16 protein-coding genes, 1 tRNA gene and 1 pseudogene are annotated in these 14,547 nt (G+C 67.6%); 9 read left to right on the forward strand and 9 right to left on the reverse strand.

The genetic code is table 11. From position 1 onward, the window contains the following. Positions 1–48: 48 nt before the first annotated feature. The 6 genes from Y710_RS12485 (at position 49) to Y710_RS12510 (ending at position 5,424) form a co-directional block, all read left to right on the forward strand. Entirely contained in the window at positions 49–558 is a 510-nt protein-coding gene (locus Y710_RS12485) for a methylated-DNA--[protein]-cysteine S-methyltransferase (RefSeq protein ID WP_039867493.1), read from the forward strand. Positions 559–567: 9 nt separating this feature from the next. Further along, positions 568–1,071, forward strand: coding sequence for an RNA polymerase sigma factor (locus tag Y710_RS12490; protein WP_045539932.1), 504 nt, complete (start codon positions 568–570; stop codon positions 1,069–1,071). Next, positions 1,068–1,652: a methylated-DNA--[protein]-cysteine S-methyltransferase gene (locus tag Y710_RS12495; RefSeq protein ID WP_062367594.1), complete on the forward strand. Its 585-nt coding sequence runs from the start codon at positions 1,068–1,070 to the stop codon at positions 1,650–1,652. The genes Y710_RS12490 and Y710_RS12495 overlap by 4 nt, the downstream gene beginning before the upstream one ends. 35 nt (positions 1,653–1,687) lie before the next feature. Continuing rightward, positions 1,688–2,326 carry an alpha-ketoglutarate-dependent dioxygenase AlkB family protein gene (locus Y710_RS12500; protein WP_062367622.1) on the forward strand — a complete coding sequence of 213 codons (639 nt, stop codon included), beginning with the start codon at positions 1,688–1,690 and terminating at the stop codon, positions 2,324–2,326. Positions 2,327–2,376: 50 nt separating this feature from the next. After that, the gene (locus Y710_RS12505; protein WP_062367595.1) at positions 2,377–2,997 is read left to right on the forward strand and encodes a DNA-3-methyladenine glycosylase I; all 621 of its coding nucleotides are present in this window, start codon (positions 2,377–2,379) and stop codon (positions 2,995–2,997) included. A gap of 192 nt (positions 2,998–3,189) precedes the next feature. Then, positions 3,190–5,424: an NADP-dependent isocitrate dehydrogenase gene (locus tag Y710_RS12510; protein WP_062367596.1), complete on the forward strand. Its 2,235-nt coding sequence runs from the start codon at positions 3,190–3,192 to the stop codon at positions 5,422–5,424. A gap of 207 nt (positions 5,425–5,631) precedes the next feature. Here Y710_RS12510 and Y710_RS18950 read toward each other — a convergent pair whose 3' ends face one another. After that, positions 5,632–5,952 (reverse strand): hypothetical protein, encoded by a 321-nt coding sequence (locus Y710_RS18950; RefSeq protein WP_197462936.1) that lies wholly within the window; start codon positions 5,950–5,952, stop codon positions 5,632–5,634. A gap of 158 nt (positions 5,953–6,110) precedes the next feature. On the opposite strand from Y710_RS18950, the gene Y710_RS18770 reads away from it, so the two are divergent. Further along, positions 6,111–6,254, forward strand: a complete 144-nt coding sequence (locus Y710_RS18770; RefSeq protein ID WP_156150521.1) for a hypothetical protein — start codon at positions 6,111–6,113, stop codon at positions 6,252–6,254. 131 nt (positions 6,255–6,385) lie between these two features. After that, on the forward strand, positions 6,386–6,589 hold the full coding sequence (locus tag Y710_RS12520) for a cold-shock protein (protein WP_006896590.1): 204 nt from the start codon (positions 6,386–6,388) through the stop codon (positions 6,587–6,589). Between the two features lie 152 nt (positions 6,590–6,741). Here Y710_RS12520 and Y710_RS12525 read toward each other — a convergent pair. The 6 genes from Y710_RS12525 to Y710_RS12550 all read right to left on the reverse strand — a co-directional run bounded on the left by Y710_RS12525 (position 6,742) and on the right by Y710_RS12550 (position 11,541). Then, positions 6,742–6,814 (reverse strand) — tRNA-His (locus Y710_RS12525). A 102-nt stretch (positions 6,815–6,916) separates the two neighbouring features. Next, the gene (orn, locus tag Y710_RS12530) at positions 6,917–7,516 is read right to left on the reverse strand and encodes an oligoribonuclease (protein WP_006896591.1); all 600 of its coding nucleotides are present in this window, start codon (positions 7,514–7,516) and stop codon (positions 6,917–6,919) included. Between the two features lie 56 nt (positions 7,517–7,572). After that, complete coding sequence (gene cmrA / locus Y710_RS12535) at positions 7,573–8,379, reverse strand: mycolate reductase (protein WP_006896592.1); 807 nt, start codon at positions 8,377–8,379, stop codon at positions 7,573–7,575. Positions 8,380–8,426: 47 nt separating this feature from the next. Further along, a complete protein-coding gene (locus Y710_RS12540) occupies positions 8,427–8,780 on the reverse strand; it encodes a putative quinol monooxygenase (RefSeq protein WP_062367597.1) in 354 nt (117 codons plus the stop codon). 73 nt (positions 8,781–8,853) lie between these two features. Then, positions 8,854–10,914 carry an NADPH-dependent 2,4-dienoyl-CoA reductase gene (locus tag Y710_RS12545; protein ID WP_006896594.1) on the reverse strand — a complete coding sequence of 687 codons (2,061 nt, stop codon included), beginning with the start codon at positions 10,912–10,914 and terminating at the stop codon, positions 8,854–8,856. A 54-nt stretch (positions 10,915–10,968) separates the two neighbouring features. Further along, positions 10,969–11,541 (reverse strand): PadR family transcriptional regulator, encoded by a 573-nt coding sequence (locus Y710_RS12550; protein WP_006896595.1) that lies wholly within the window; start codon positions 11,539–11,541, stop codon positions 10,969–10,971. Positions 11,542–11,656: 115 nt separating this feature from the next. Here Y710_RS12550 and Y710_RS19140 point away from each other — a divergent pair. Then, positions 11,657–12,301 (forward strand): annotated as a pseudogene (locus Y710_RS19140) (SMP-30/gluconolactonase/LRE family protein); the annotation flags it as partial. A 9-nt stretch (positions 12,302–12,310) separates the two neighbouring features. Here the strand turns inward: Y710_RS19140 and Y710_RS12555 are convergent. Continuing rightward, positions 12,311–14,245 carry an ABC transporter ATP-binding protein gene (locus tag Y710_RS12555; RefSeq protein ID WP_062367598.1) on the reverse strand — a complete coding sequence of 645 codons (1,935 nt, stop codon included), beginning with the start codon at positions 14,243–14,245 and terminating at the stop codon, positions 12,311–12,313. A 131-nt stretch (positions 14,246–14,376) separates the two neighbouring features. Continuing rightward, positions 14,377–14,514: a hypothetical protein gene (locus Y710_RS18775; protein WP_156150514.1), complete on the reverse strand. Its 138-nt coding sequence runs from the start codon at positions 14,512–14,514 to the stop codon at positions 14,377–14,379. Positions 14,515–14,547 lie beyond the last annotated feature (33 nt).

The following is a 14,547-nucleotide window of genomic DNA, read 5'->3' on the forward strand; positions in this document are numbered from 1 at the left end:
GGCGTCGCCAGAACGTCTGCTCTATGAATGGAAAGCGAGGTGAGTGCGATGACGAGACGACACGCGGTGGTGGACACCGAACTGGGCCGGTTGACCATGGTCGCCGACGGCTCGGCACTGACAGCCGTCTACTTCCCCCACCACTGGCATCTGCCGCCCGAAACGGAGTACGGGGAGCCGACCGCCGCCGACGACCCGGTGTTCGTCCAGGCGGCCCGGGAACTCGACGAGTACGTCGCCGGCGACCGGCGTGAGTTCGACGTCGAGATCGCGACCTCCGGAGACGATTTCTCCGAACGGGTGTGGGCGATGCTGAGAGAGATCCCGTACGGGGAGACGACGACGTACGGTGAGCTCGCGCGCAGGCTCGGCAACCCGCGCCTGGCGCAGCGCGTCGGTCAGTGCGTGGGCCGCAATCCGATCAGCGTGATCATTCCGTGCCACCGCGTGATCGGCGCGGACGGCTCGCTCACCGGGTACGCCGGCGGGCTGGATCGCAAACGTCGGCTGCTGGAGATCGAAGAACCGCCGGAGGTGTCCGATGCCCGCTTGTTCTGACGATCCACGATGAGGGAGCCCTTCGACCGGATCGTCGCGCAGCACGGAGCCGTTGTGCTGCGCGTGTGCCGCGGTGTGCTCGGTGCCGGCCCGGATGCGGACGACGCGTGGTCGGAGACCTTTCTGGCGGCGCTGCGAGCGTGGCCGGATCTGGAGGAGGGCACCGACGTCGAAGCCTGGCTGGTCCGGGTGGCGCAACGGAAGGCGATCGACGTCATCCGGGCACGTGCGCGGAACGCGGTGCCGATCGACGAGGTGCCCGAACGGGAGTCGCAATACGGGCTGCCGGGAACCGGGGACGCGGACGTGTGGGACGCGGTCGCCGACCTCCCGCCCCGGCAGCGTCTGGCGGTGGGCTACCACTACCTCGCTCGGCTCAGTCACGTCGAGACGGCCGAGATCATCGGCGGAACGCCCGCGGCGGTCCGGCGCGCCGCCGCCGATGGGATCAGATCCCTGCGCAAGACCTACGGCACCACCGATATCTGCTCGGAGAAGGGAGGCCCGCGATGACGGACCTGTTCCCGGTCGCACCGGACGACCTCGGCCGGCTGCACGCCCGGCTCACGACAGCCGCTGACGAGAACGCGCTGCTGGACGTGGCGTATCGGACGGTCGACACCCCGGTCGGGCCGCTGCTCCTGGCCGCCACCGAGGCCGGATTGGTCCGCATCGCGTTCGAGAGCGAGGACTTCGACGCGGTGCTGGACGTTCTGGCCGCGAAGGTGAGTTCCCGGATACTTCGCGCGCCGCGTCGGCTCGACGCCGTCGCAGCACAGTTGGACGAGTACTTCCGCGGCCGGCGCCGGCGGTTCGACGTGGCGCTGGACTTCCGGCTGTCGTCCGGCTTCCGGCAGACGGTGCAGCGGTATCTGCCGCACATCGGGTACGGGCACACGCAGTCGTACCGGGAGGTCGCCGAGTCGGTGGGTAACCCGGGGGCCGTGCGCGCGGTCGGCACCGCATGCGCCACCAACCCGTTGCCCGTCGTCGTCCCATGCCATCGGGTGCTGCGCGCCGACGGGAGCCTCGGCGGCTATCTGGGGGGCGTCGAAGCGAAGACGGCACTGCTGACGCTGGAGCGTGCCGCGTGAACGGGAGCCCGAACACGCTCTTCGGCGACGACGATCTGGGGCGGCCGCCGCCCGAGCTCCCGGACGGCGCGGCGCTGGTCCGCGGGTGGCTCACGCCGCACCAGCAGCGGTGGTTGTTCGCGCAGTACCGCCGGTGGGCGGCCGGACCGGTGCCGCCGCATTCGGCGCGCATCGGGGAGCATCGGATGAGCGTGCGGACCGTCTGCCTCGGCTGGCATTGGCGTCCGTACCGATACTCGCGCGACGCCGTCGACGTCAACGGGCGCCGGGTGCTCGGCTTCCCGGACTGGATGGTGCGGCTGGGGCGCCAGGCGCTGACGGCGGCCGGCGATCCGAGCGCCGAGCGGTACACGCCCGACACGGCGCTTGTGAACTACTACGACGCCGGCGCGAGGATGGGGATGCATCAGGACCGGGACGAGGTGTCGCGCGAGCCGGTGGTCTCGCTGTCGATCGGCGATACGGCGCGTTTCCGGTTCGGCAACACCGAGAACCGGAGTCGACCGTACCGGGACTTCGACCTGGAGTCGGGGGACCTGTTCGTCTTCGGCGGACCGTCGCGGCTGGCGTATCACGGCGTGCAGCGCATCCATCCGGGCACCGCGCCGGACGACTGCGGTCTCGCGGCGGGCCGGATCAACATCACCATGCGGGTCACCGGGCTGTCGGAGTGATGGCGAGCCGAAGCCGGTGACGGGCGAGTGAGGATTTTAGGAAGGACACCATGACTGCAGAACCCGAGGACGTCACCGGCTCCGGCCTGGTGGTCGGCGACGACGGCCTCGCGCGCCCGGTGTGGGCGAGCACCGATCCGCTCCTTCGCGAGTACTACGACACCGAGTGGGGTGTGCCCGTGCGTGATGAGCAGGGCCTCTACGAACGACTCAGTCTCGAGGCCTTCCAGTCGGGGCTGTCGTGGGCGACGATTCTGCGCAAACGCCCCGCGTTCCGCCGGGCCTTCGACGGCTTCGATCCGGAACGCGTGGCCCGCTACGGCGACGCCGACGTCGCCCGACTGATGAACGACGCCGGGATCGTGCGCAACCGAGCGAAGATCCTCGCCGCGATCACCAACGCCGGGGCCACCCTGTCGCTGCGCGAGAAGGGCGGTCTGGCCGAGTTCATCTGGAGCTTCCGGCCCGACGAGACGCCGCGTCCGCGCACGCACGCGGACGTGCCCACCCAGTCGCCCGAGTCGAAGGCGCTGGCGAAAGCGCTGAGACGCGAAGGCTTCTCCTTCGTCGGACCGACCACGATGTACGCGCTGATGGAGGCGGTCGGAATCGTCGACACCCATCTGCTGGGCTCTCATCGCCGGGGGACGTCGGGGGTATGGCCGGACTGACGCCGGCGCCGTGTGGGCGAGGGTTTGTGCCGCTTACTACAGCTAGCGACGCAGGTCAGCGGAATCAGAAGTGTGTGCAACGTCTCGCATTCGCGAGTCGAGTCGTTTTGAATCACCGGCAGCGGGACAATGGACGCGACTAAATATCAGAGAGTTCCACAAGAACGACGATCAGATAAGAGGTTTCCACCTATGGCCTCCACGGACCAGACGATCATCTACACCCTCACCGACGAGGCACCGCGACTCGCGACCTCCGCGTTCCTGCCGATCATCCGCACGTTCGCAGAACCCGCCGGCATCGACGTCCAGACCAGTGACATCTCGGTCGCAGCGCGCATCCTCGCCGCGTTCCCGGACTATCTGACCGACGAGCAGAAGGTGCCCGACAATCTCGCCGAGCTCGGTCGGCTGACGCAGAAGCCCGACACCAACATCATCAAGCTCCCCAACATCAGCGCATCGGTTCCGCAGCTGAACGCGGCCATCCACGAGCTGCAGGCCAAGGGTTACGCGGTCCCGGACTACCCCCAGGATCCGAAGACCCCGGAGGAGGAGGAGATCCGCAACCGCTACTCGGCATGTCTGGGCAGTGCGGTCAATCCCGTTCTCCGCGAAGGTAACTCCGACCGGCGCGCGCCGAAGGCCGTCAAGGAGTACGCGCGCAAGAACCCGCACAGCATGGGCAAGTGGTCGATGGCCTCGCAGTCGCACGTGGCGCACATGACGCACGGCGACTTCTACGCGGGTGAGAAGTCGATGATCATGGACCACGCGTGCGAGGCGCGCATGGAGGTGGTGACCGCCGACGGCGAGACGCACGTGATGAAGACGGTGTCGCTGGACGAGGGCGACGTCATCGACAGCATGTTCATGAGCAAGAAGGCGCTGCTCGAGTTCTACGAGGAGCAGCTCAACGACGCCAAGGAGACCGGCGTCATGTTCTCGCTCCACGTCAAGGCCACCATGATGAAGGTCTCGCACCCGATCGTCTTCGGCCACTGCGTCAAGGTGTTCTACAAGGACGCGTTCGCCAAGCACGGCGCTCTCTTCGACGAACTCGGCGTCAACGTCAACAACGGCCTCGTGGACCTCTACGAGAAGATCGACACACTGCCCGCGTCCAAGCGCGAGGAGATCATCGAGGATCTGCACCGCTGCCACGAGCATCGCCCGGAGTTGGCGATGGTCGACTCGGCGCGCGGCATCTCGAACTTCCACTCGCCCAGCGATGTGATCGTCGACGCGTCGATGCCTGCCATGATCCGCATCGGCGGCAAGATGTACGGCGCCGACGGCCGTAAGAAGGACACCAAGGCGGTGATGCCGGAGTCGACCTTCGCGCGGATCTACCAGGAGATCATCAACTTCTGCAAGACCAACGGCGCGTTCGACCCCACCACCATGGGCACGGTGCCGAACGTCGGACTGATGGCGCAGAAGGCCGAGGAGTACGGCTCGCACGACAAGACCTTCGAGATCCCGCAGGACGGCGTCGCCAACATCGTCGACGCGGGCACCGGCGAGGTGCTTCTGTCGCAGAACGTCGAGGCCGGGGACATCTGGCGCATGTGCATCGTCAAGGACGCGCCGATCCAGGACTGGGTCAAGCTGGCCGTCACGCGTTCGCGCGCCTCGGGGATGCCCGCGGTGTTCTGGCTCGACCCGTACCGTCCGCACGAGAACAACCTGATCACGCTGGTCAAGAAGTACCTGAAGGACCACGACACCGAGGGCCTGGACATCCAGATCATGTCCCAGGTGCGCGCCATGCGCTACACCCTCGAGCGCGCCTGGCGCGGTCTCGACACCATCTCGGTGACCGGCAACATCCTGCGCGACTACCTGACCGACCTGTTCCCGATCCTGGAGCTGGGCACCAGCGCCAAGATGCTCTCGATCGTGCCGCTGATGGCCGGCGGCGGACTCTACGAGACCGGTGCGGGCGGCTCCGCGCCCAAGCACGTCAAGCAGTTGGTCGAGGAGAATCACCTCCGCTGGGATTCGCTGGGCGAGTTCCTGGCGCTGGCCGCGAGCCTGGAGGACATGGGCCGCAAGTACGACAACGAGAAGGCCGCGGTCCTCGCCACCACGCTCGACGCGGCGACCAGCAAGCTGCTCGACAACCGGAAGTCGCCGTCGCGCAAGACCGGCGAGCTCGACAACCGCGGCAGCCAGTTCTACCTGGCGATGTACTGGGCACAGGAGCTGGCGGCGCAGACGCAGGACGCGGAACTGGCCGCGCACTTCGCTCCGCTGGCCGAGAAGCTGGCCGCCGACGAGCAGCGCATCGTCGACGAGATCGCCGCGGTCCAGGGCCACTCGGTCGATCTCGGCGGCTACTACCTCGCCGACTCCGCGAAGCTGGAGAAGGTGATGTGCCCGAGCGAGACGCTCAACACGGCACTGGAGCAGGCGCGCGGCTGAGGTACGCGCCCACCCCGGTGACGACCGACGGACGGCCGATGGTCATCGACCATCGGCCGTCCGTCGTCTGCCGGTCATGACGGCGCGCCGGAACCCTCGCGCGGGATGAGGGCGTCCGCGGTCGACAGCGGAACCGGAGTGAACATCGCGGGCTCGTCCTCGGGATCCAGGGCCGTGGCGCGTGACTCGCCGTCCAGGTGCCAGAGCTCACCCCAGGCCCGGGACGTGGTCAGTGCCCGGCGGCAGTGCTCCAGACGGACCGCGTTGTACCCGGCGAGCGCGGCGTCCCAGTCGACGCCGCCGTCGGCGCGCCGGTGCCGGGCGCAGTGCGATACGGCCGTGCACCCAGTCGTCGAGCGGTTCCCGGTCGAACATGCGCCACCACTTGTCGCGCCACATGTGGGCCACTTCGTCGCGGACGAAGTCGACGGTGTGCTCGAAGGCCGCGTCCAGCTCATCGGGGGTGCCCCAGTCCTCTTCGCCGGCGAGGGCCTTCGGCGACTCGAAGACGTACACCTGGTTGAGCATCGCTCCGCCACGCAGGCCGTAGTGCACGAAGTGGCCCCGAGGCCCTACGTAGACGCCCACTTCCGACAGATCGACGCCCGCGGCGCGCGGGGTCTCGGCGGGGACGGTCCCGCGATCACCACCTCGGCGCGCTCCACGGTGCCGTCGGCGAGGTCGACGTGCGCGCACGTCTCCGCGGTGCGGTAACCCACCGCGTCTCGCAGACGCCGATCGACCGAGAGCGCTGGAAGAACTGGGCCTCGAATGGCTACGGCGGCGAGGTGGTGATCGGCCAGGACCTGCAGCGGGTATCGATCACCTGACCGCTGGGCATCTGTGCTCGATACGGGCGCGGTGAGCCACGGCACTGCGAAGTTCGCAGATCTGTGAGATGCTCTATGAAGCGGGTGGGCAGATTTTGCCCCCTGCAATCTGAAGAAAGCAGTAACACAGCATGGCACAAGGAACCGTCAAGTGGTTCAATGGCGAAAAGGGCTTCGGCTTCATCGCTCCCGACAGCGGTAGTGAAGACGTCTTCGTCCACTACTCGGCTATCTCCGGCGGAGGATTCCGCAACCTGGAGGAAGCACAGCGGGTCGAGTTCGACCTGGAGCAGGGCGCCAAGGGCCCCCAGGCGACGAACGTGACAGCAGTCTAAAGACTTAGACACACGGAACGCCCCGGATCTCTCGCGAGATCCGGGGCGTTCTGCATGCCGGGATGTTCTTGCCCGTGGGGTGAGGAGTCCGTGCGATATGCGACGAGGGCCCGGTCGGCGTTCTCGCCGTCCGGGCCCTCGTCGTTCTTCGGGGTGAGTGACGGGACTCGAACCCGCGACAGCCAGGATCACAACCTGGTGCTCTACCAACTGAACTACACTCACCATCGGCGCAGCTGCACAGCGTTCACACGTTGTTTGCCGAGCCAGGCTCATACTCTAGCCGGTTTTCACCCAGAAACTCCAATCGGTTCCTGACCAGCGTGTTTACGCGGGGCCAAGCCGTTCGACGACCTCTTCGAGGGTCTTCGCGTCGGGGCCGGGGGCGGGAACGAAGGCGGTCTCGCGGTAGTAGCGCAGTTCCCGGATCGATTCGCGGATGTCGGCGAGTGCGCGATGGGCGAGCCCCTTCTGCGGCTGACCGAAGTAGATCGGCGGGTACCAGCGACGGCACAGCTCCTTGATCGAGCTGACGTCCACCATCCGATAGTGCAGGTAGGCGTTCAGCTCGGGCATGTCCCGGGCGATGAAGCCGCGATCGGTGCCGATGGAGTTGCCCGCGAGCGGGGCCGCGCCGGCCGTGGTGATGTGCTCGCGCAGGTAGTCCAGAACCGCCTTCTCCGCTTCGGCGAGCGTGACGGTGGAGGCGCGCACCTCCTCGGTGAGCCCGGAGTCGGCATGCATCTTGGCGACCACCTCGGGCATGCCCGCGAGGGCCTCGTCGTCGGCGTGGATGACGAGGTCGACCCCCTCGCCGATGATGTTCAAGTCGCTGTCGGTGACGAGAGCGGCGATTTCGATGAGCTTGTCCGAGCCGATATCCAGTCCGGTCATCTCACAGTCGATCCACACGAGTTTGTCTTGCACTCGATCAACTGTAATCGGGACGGCGTGCCGCCGTCTGTCCGCGTGCGCGGTACGAGCTACTCGCCTTCGCCGAGCTTGCTGTAGAACTTGCCGACGATCGGCGCGACCACGGCACGCGGCGAATAGCCGCCGGCCACGGACATCGCCTTGCTCAGTGTCCCCGGAACCACGCGCATCTTGTTGCGGCTCAACGCATCCAGGCTCATCTCCGCTACCTTCTGGGAATCGTGCCAGAGGAAGCCTGGGACCAGCTTGTCGACGATCGACGCCTCCTCGGCGGTGGGGGTGTGCGTGCGGACCGGTCCCGGAGCCAGCAGCGTGACGTGCACCCCGGTGTCTTTGAGTTCCCCGCGCAGCGACTCGCTGAAGGTGTTGACGAAGGCCTTCGTCGCCGCATACGTCGCGTTGTTGGGAATCGGCATATTGCCTGCGGCGGAGCCGACCATCAGGATGCCGCCGGAGCCGCGTTCGACCATCTGCGGAAGAACCGCGAGAGTGAGATCGTGCACGGCGTTCGCGTTGAGCCGGACCTGGGCGCGCTCGTATGCGGAGTCGAGGCCGGCGAGCGGCCCGAAGGTCGCGATCCCCGCGTTATTGCAGAGGATGGAGATCTCGCGACTCGACAGTTCGTCGCACAGTGCGTCGACCGCGTCGAGATCGGAGAGGTCCGCCGCCCGCACGTCCGCGTCCACCTGGAATCGCGACCGCAGTTCGATGGCGAGCTCATGAAGTACGTTCTCCCGCCGCGCCACCAGGATCACCGAGTGGCCGCGAGCGGCGAGCGTCCGCGCCAACGCCATTCCGATGCCGGAGGACGCTCCGGTGACCACGGCGCGGGCAGACGAACGAGGCGGCATCAACATGGGCCACATCGTATCGACGGCCTCGGACATCGGCCGAAAGGTGTCGGCTACTTGCCCGCGACGAGACCGTGGATCGCTCGCACGCGGGGTTCGAGTGCGGCGTGCAGGTCCGCGGGGAGCGTGCCGAGTACGTCGATCTCCACCCCGCCCCCGAGCTGAGCCAGCCGCGGAAGGACCTCGGCCACATTGCCGACGTGTTCGACCACCGCCGCCGCGTCTCGGTAGCGCTCCAGCACCACGCATCGGCTGCGGTCGTCGTCCATGAACCAGTCGTACTGCAGGTTGCCCTTCTCCGTCCGCACCGCGTCGAGGGACTCGGCGACGGCCGCCGTGAACGCGGCGACGTTCTCCTCCGGGATGTTCGGGAAGGTGGCGATCATGACGATCTCGTTCTCGTTCATTCGGGCTCTTCTCTTCTGGTTGCGGGCGCCGTCGTTCCGATGCGGGTACCGAGTCATCGTAGAGAGCAGCACCTCACGGCAAGCCCGCGGCGACCTCCGTGCCCTGCCGGATGGCGCGCTTGGCGTCGAGTTCGGACGCGAGGTCGGCACCGCCGATGACGTGGGTGATCACACCGGCCGCGGTCAGCGGGTCGACCAAGTCGCGCACCGATTCCTGACCGGCGCAGACGACGACGTTGTCCACCTCGAGCAGGCGCTTGCCGACCTCGTTGCCCTCCTTGTCGTGCAGCGTGATGTGCAGGCCGGCGTCGTCGATCCTGTCGTAGGTGGCGCCGGAGATCTGTTCGACGCCCTTCATCTTGACCGCGGCACGATGCACCCAGCCGGTGGTCTTGCCGAGCGACTTGCCCTGCTTGCCCGGCTTGCGCTGCACCATGTACACCTCGCGCACGGCGGGCATCGGCCTCGGCTCGGTCAGGAAGCCGGGAGTGTCGAGGTCGTCGGTGACGCCCCACTCCTGCTCCCATTCCTTGAGGTTCAGTGTCGGCGACTCATCGGTGGTGAGGAATTCGGTGACGTCGAATCCGATGCCGCCCGCACCGATGACGGCCACGCGCTTGCCGACCTCGCGGTGGCCGAGGACCGCGTCGGCGTACGACATGACCATCGGGTGGTCGATGCCGTCGATCGCAGGCACGCGCGGGACCACGCCGGTCGCGACGATCACCTGGTCGTACCCGCCGTCGATGAGCTCCTGTGCGCCCACCCGGGTGTCGAGGTGAACGGCGACGTGGTTGATCTCGAGCTGGCGGGTGAAGTACCGGATGGTCTCGTTGAACTCCTCCTTGCCGGGGATGCGGGCGGCGATGGAGAACTGCCCGCCGATGGCCGGCCCGGCCTCGTAGAGGTCGACGCGGTGGCCGCGCTGCGCGGCGGAGACGGCCGCCGACAGCCCGGCGGGACCGGCTCCGACGACGGCCACCCGCTTGGCCGTGCGGGTGGCCCCCAGGGTGAGGACCGTCTCGCGGCCGGCGCGCGGGTTCAGCAGGCACGAGACCTTCTGACCGACGAAGGCGTGATCCAGGCACGCCTGATTGCAGCCGATGCACGTGTTGATCTCGTCGGCGCGGCCGGTGCGCGCCTTGTCGACGAACTCCGGGTCGGCCAGCAGCGGGCGGGCCATCGACACCGCGTCCACCTTGCCGCGCTCGAGGATCTCCTCGGCGAAGTCCGGGGTGTTGATGCGGTTGGACGCGATCAGCGGGATGTCCACCACATCGCGCAGCCGCTCGGTGAACTTGACGAACGCGCCCCGCGGTACCGACGTCACGATCGTCGGTACCTGGGCCTCGTGCCAGCCGATGTCGGTGTTGATGGCGTCGACGCCGTGTTCCTCGGCCCGCTTGGCGAGCAGTGCGATCTCGTCGAAGGTCTGTCCGTTCTTCACGAAGTCGGCGACGCTCTGGCGCAGGATGACCGGGAATTCGCGCGGCACCTTCCTGCGCACGTCCTTGATGATCTCGACGAGGAAGCGCTGACGGTTCTCGGTGCTGCCGCCCCACTTGTCGGTGCGGTCGTTGGTGTGCGGGCAGAGGAACTGGTTGATCAGGTATCCCTCGCCGCCCATCAGCTCGATCGCGTCGTAGCCGGCTCGGTGCGCGAGCTGCGCCGCGGTGCCGAATGAGCGGATCACATGCCAGATGATCTGCTCGGTCATCTTGAGGTGTTTGAACGGGTGAATCGGGCTCGGCTCGCTGCCGGCGGCAACCTTGAAGGGCGTATACCCGTAGCGCCCCGCGTGAATGATCTGCAGGGCGATCTTTCCGCCCTCGGCATGGACGGCCTTGGTGAACTCGCGGTGCCGGAGCACATCGGCGCGGTTCGTCATCTTGCCCGCGAAGGGCAGCAGCTGGCCGGTGCGCGACGGTGCGAAACCGCCCGTGATGATGAGCCCGACGCCGCCGCGGGCGCGTTCGGCGTAGTAGGCGGCGAGTTTGGGCGTGTCCCACAACCGGTCCTCCAGGCCGGTGTGCATCGATCCCATGACGACGCGGTTGTCGAGCGTGATCCCGCCGATCCGAAGCGGTTCGAACAGTCTGGGGAAGTGGGCGTTGGGCGCCGTCTGGGCTGTCATTGGGCGACCTTTCTCGTTGTGGGTCTCGGTGGGATGCAGTGGTTTCTGTGGAATTCAGTGCTGCGGGGCGGCGACGGCGGCAGAGCGCTCGAGTTCGCGCTGGAAGCGGTCGAGCACCTCGTCGCACCAGTCGACGGTCTGCTCGCTCATCCGGACTCCGCCGCGGAGCACCAGGTACTGGTTCAGCTTGCGTCCGGAGAGGGCATCGGGATCGGGGTAGTACTGCTCCACCCATCCCCGATACACCTCGAGCATCGCGGCGGCCTCGTCGCGGTGGGCGCGGAGTTCGGCCATCACCGTCGGCAGGTCGCCGAGATCGGCGGCGCGCAGCTTGACTCCGAGATCGCTGCGCAGCGGCGGGAGCGGCGTCGGGCTGTTCACCCACTCGGCGAGCATGTCGCGTCCCGCCTGCGAGAGCGTGTACACCTTCTTGTCCGGGCGGCCGTCCTGTGCCACGGACTCGAAGCTCACCAGCCCGTCGGAGTGCAGCTTCTTGAGCGTCCGATAGATCTGCTGGTGCGTAGCCGACCAGAAGTATCCGATCGACCGCGAGAACTGCTGCCCGATCTCGTACCCGGTCCCGGGCCGCTCGGAGAGCGAGACGAGGATCGCGTGCTCGAGTGCCATGCGTGACACCGTAACAATGCACCTTAGTTCTATGCAATAGGGTTCATATGAACTCCGATGCATATAAAGCGGCGGGTCGGACACACCGCCGCCGATTTGCTGCTAAGACTTGGCCGTGACCTCGTTTCGCCGCATCGCCCTTCCCGGAACCGCACCCGAGGACGTGATCTGCCTGCCCGACGGGCGGGTCGTGACCGGACTCGACGACGGTCGTCTGCTGTCGGTGGAGCCGTCGACGGGGGAGATCAGCGTGCTGGCCGACACCGCCGGACGGCTCCTCGGCCTCGACTACGGTGCCGACGGTTCGATCTACATCTGCGACCACGATCGCGGGCTGCTCGTCCTGGATCCGGATCGCTCGCGCGCACGAGTGCTCGTCGACACGGTGGACGGCAGGCCGCTGCGGTTCGCCAGCAACGTCGCCCACGCCTCCGACGGAACGCTGTACTTCTCGTCGTCGTCTCAGAACTTCATGTTCGACCGCTGGCGGGCGGACATCATCGAGCACTCCGGGACCGGCAGGCTCATGCGACTGTCGCCGAGCGGTGAGGTCCAGGTGCTGCGCGACGATCTGCAGTTCGCGAACGGCGTGGTCCTGGGCCCCGGTGAGGACTACGTGCTGGTCGCGGAGACGGGGGCCTCCCGGATCTCGCGGTACTGGCTCACCGGACCGGCGGCGGGCACCTCCGAGGTCTTCCTCTACGGTCTGGGCGGTTATCCGGACAACATGTCGATCGGCAGCGACGGGCGACTGTGGGTGGCGCTCGCCTCACCGCGGAATGCTGTGCTGGAGGGCATCTTCCGGCTTCCGCTGCGGGCCCGGAAGGTGCTCGCGCGGGCCCCGCAGGGTGTCGGACCGACGCCGGAGGAGGTGGTCTGGGTACAGGCCTTCGACTTCGACGGCACGATGGCCCGCGAGGTGCGGATCGACGACCTCGATTTCGGTTTCGTCACCGCCGTCGCGGAGCGCGACGGGGTCCTGTATCTCGGCACCATCCTCGGCAACGCGCTCGGCGTGCTCGACCTGCGCAGCTGACACCCGGCGGATTCGTCCGTCCTCGAGTCGCACCACCTCGTCGGCGATCGCGGTCAGCCGCGAATCGTGAGTGATGAGCAGGGTGGTGCGTCCGCGGGCCAGTCGGCGCAGCGGCCCGATCACTCCGGCGACCGACTCGTCGTCGAGCGCGGCCGTCGGCTCGTCGAGGATCAGGACGGGCGTGTTCCGGAGCATCGCCCGCGCGATGGTGATCCGTCGGCGCTGTCCGCCGGACAGTTCCAAGCCGTCGCCGGCGAGCACGGTGTCGTATCCGTCCGGCAGCGCGGCGATGAACCGATGGGCGCCGGCGTCGCGCGCCGCCTCGATGATCTCCTCCCGGCCTGCCGTCGGACGGCCGAACGCGATGTTGTCGGCCACCGTCCCCGGCCGGATGTGGGCCGTCTGCGGCAGCAGCGTGACCTGTTCGCGGACCGACGCGCCGGTCACCTCGGACACGTCGTGGCCGCCGACGGTGACGGTGCCGGACTCCGCATCCTCCAGCGCGCAGATCAGCGATGCGAGCGTCGACTTGCCGGTGCCGCTGGGGCCGATGAGAGCCGTGATGGCACCCGGCCGCAACTCCAGGTCGACGCCTCGGAGGATCTGCCTGCCGTCGTACGCGAAGCAGACGCCGTCGAGCCGCACGGGCACGGGGGCGCCACTCGGGACCGGTGGCAGCGGCCGCGCGTCGCCGAGTTCGGCACGGTGCACCGGTTCGTCGAGGATCTCCGCGATCCGCTCGGCGCTCACGCATGCCTCGGCCACCGCGAGCCGCACGTCGGCGATCTGTTGGAGCTTGGGATACAGCATCGCCAGGTAGCCCGACAGTGCCAGCAGCTGGCCGACGCTGAGTGCGCCCTCACGCACCTGCCAGACGCCGACGAGGGTGACGGTGAGTGACAGACACACCTGCGCGAAGCCGAGCACTCCGCCGAAGCCGGCTTCGATGCGGGTCTGCGACACCCGGGTGCGTGCCCATCGGCGGCCGTGGCGCTCCAGCTCGTCGGCCTCGTCGCGCTCGCGGTTGTACGCGACGGTGGTCTCGTGGCCGGCCAGCGCGGAGTAGACGGCATCGGCGATGTCACTGTTCGCGGCGCGCTCGGCGTGCGTCGTCCGGCTCTGGCGCCTCCCGAAGAACGACGAGACCGCCCACAGGGCCGGGCATGCGGCCAGTGCGACCCCCGCGACGACCGGGCTCATGACGAACGCGGCAACGATCAGACCCAGCGCGTTGGCGGCCGCCACCGCCAGGGACATCATCCCGGTGCCGATCAAGTGCTCGACGGCTTCCAGGTCGCTCGAATGCCGCACGACGAGGTCGCCGAGCCCGCGGCGCCGATGCGTGATCGGCGCCAACCGCTGGACGTGCGCGAACAGAGCGGTGCGCAGCCGGAGCACCACACCTTCGGAGGCCACCGTCGACAGGAGGGTGCCGACGTAGTCGGCACCGACGCTGACCGCGGTCACGGCGAGCCACAGTGCGGCGAGACGCGCGAACGACTGCCAGTCGGAGGAACCGAGGGCACCGTCGACGACATCGGATAGGAAGAACACGCCGACGGCGTCGCATGCGGCTGCGACCAGTAGAAAGAATGCGGCACCGCTCAGTGCGACGCGATGTCCGGAGGCGAAATGGGAGAATCGGCGCATCGCGGTGAGAAATGTCATTTGGGTGATCTCCTGTAATCTTTCGAATCGGACCGATTCTTCTTCAAAAGAAATGCCGAGGCGCCGGTCCCGGAATACATTTCCGGGACCGGCGCATCCGAGGGTGTGGAACCCGATCAGTTCACACCTGGTCAGCGGACCCAGATCCAGTACCAGCGGTGATTGCGGGCATCCCAGCGACGCTCACGACGCCGACGCGGAGCGGGGTGCGCGAATCCGAAGTTCTGACGGTTGTTCTGCTCGGGGCGGCGGTTGTTGTCGAATGCCATGTCATTCTCCTTATCCGGTCGGCTCGGCGGCTA

Source organism: Gordonia sp. QH-12 (genome assembly GCF_001578675.1).
GTDB classification, from domain to species: Bacteria; Actinomycetota; Actinomycetes; order Mycobacteriales; family Mycobacteriaceae; genus Gordonia; species Gordonia sihwensis.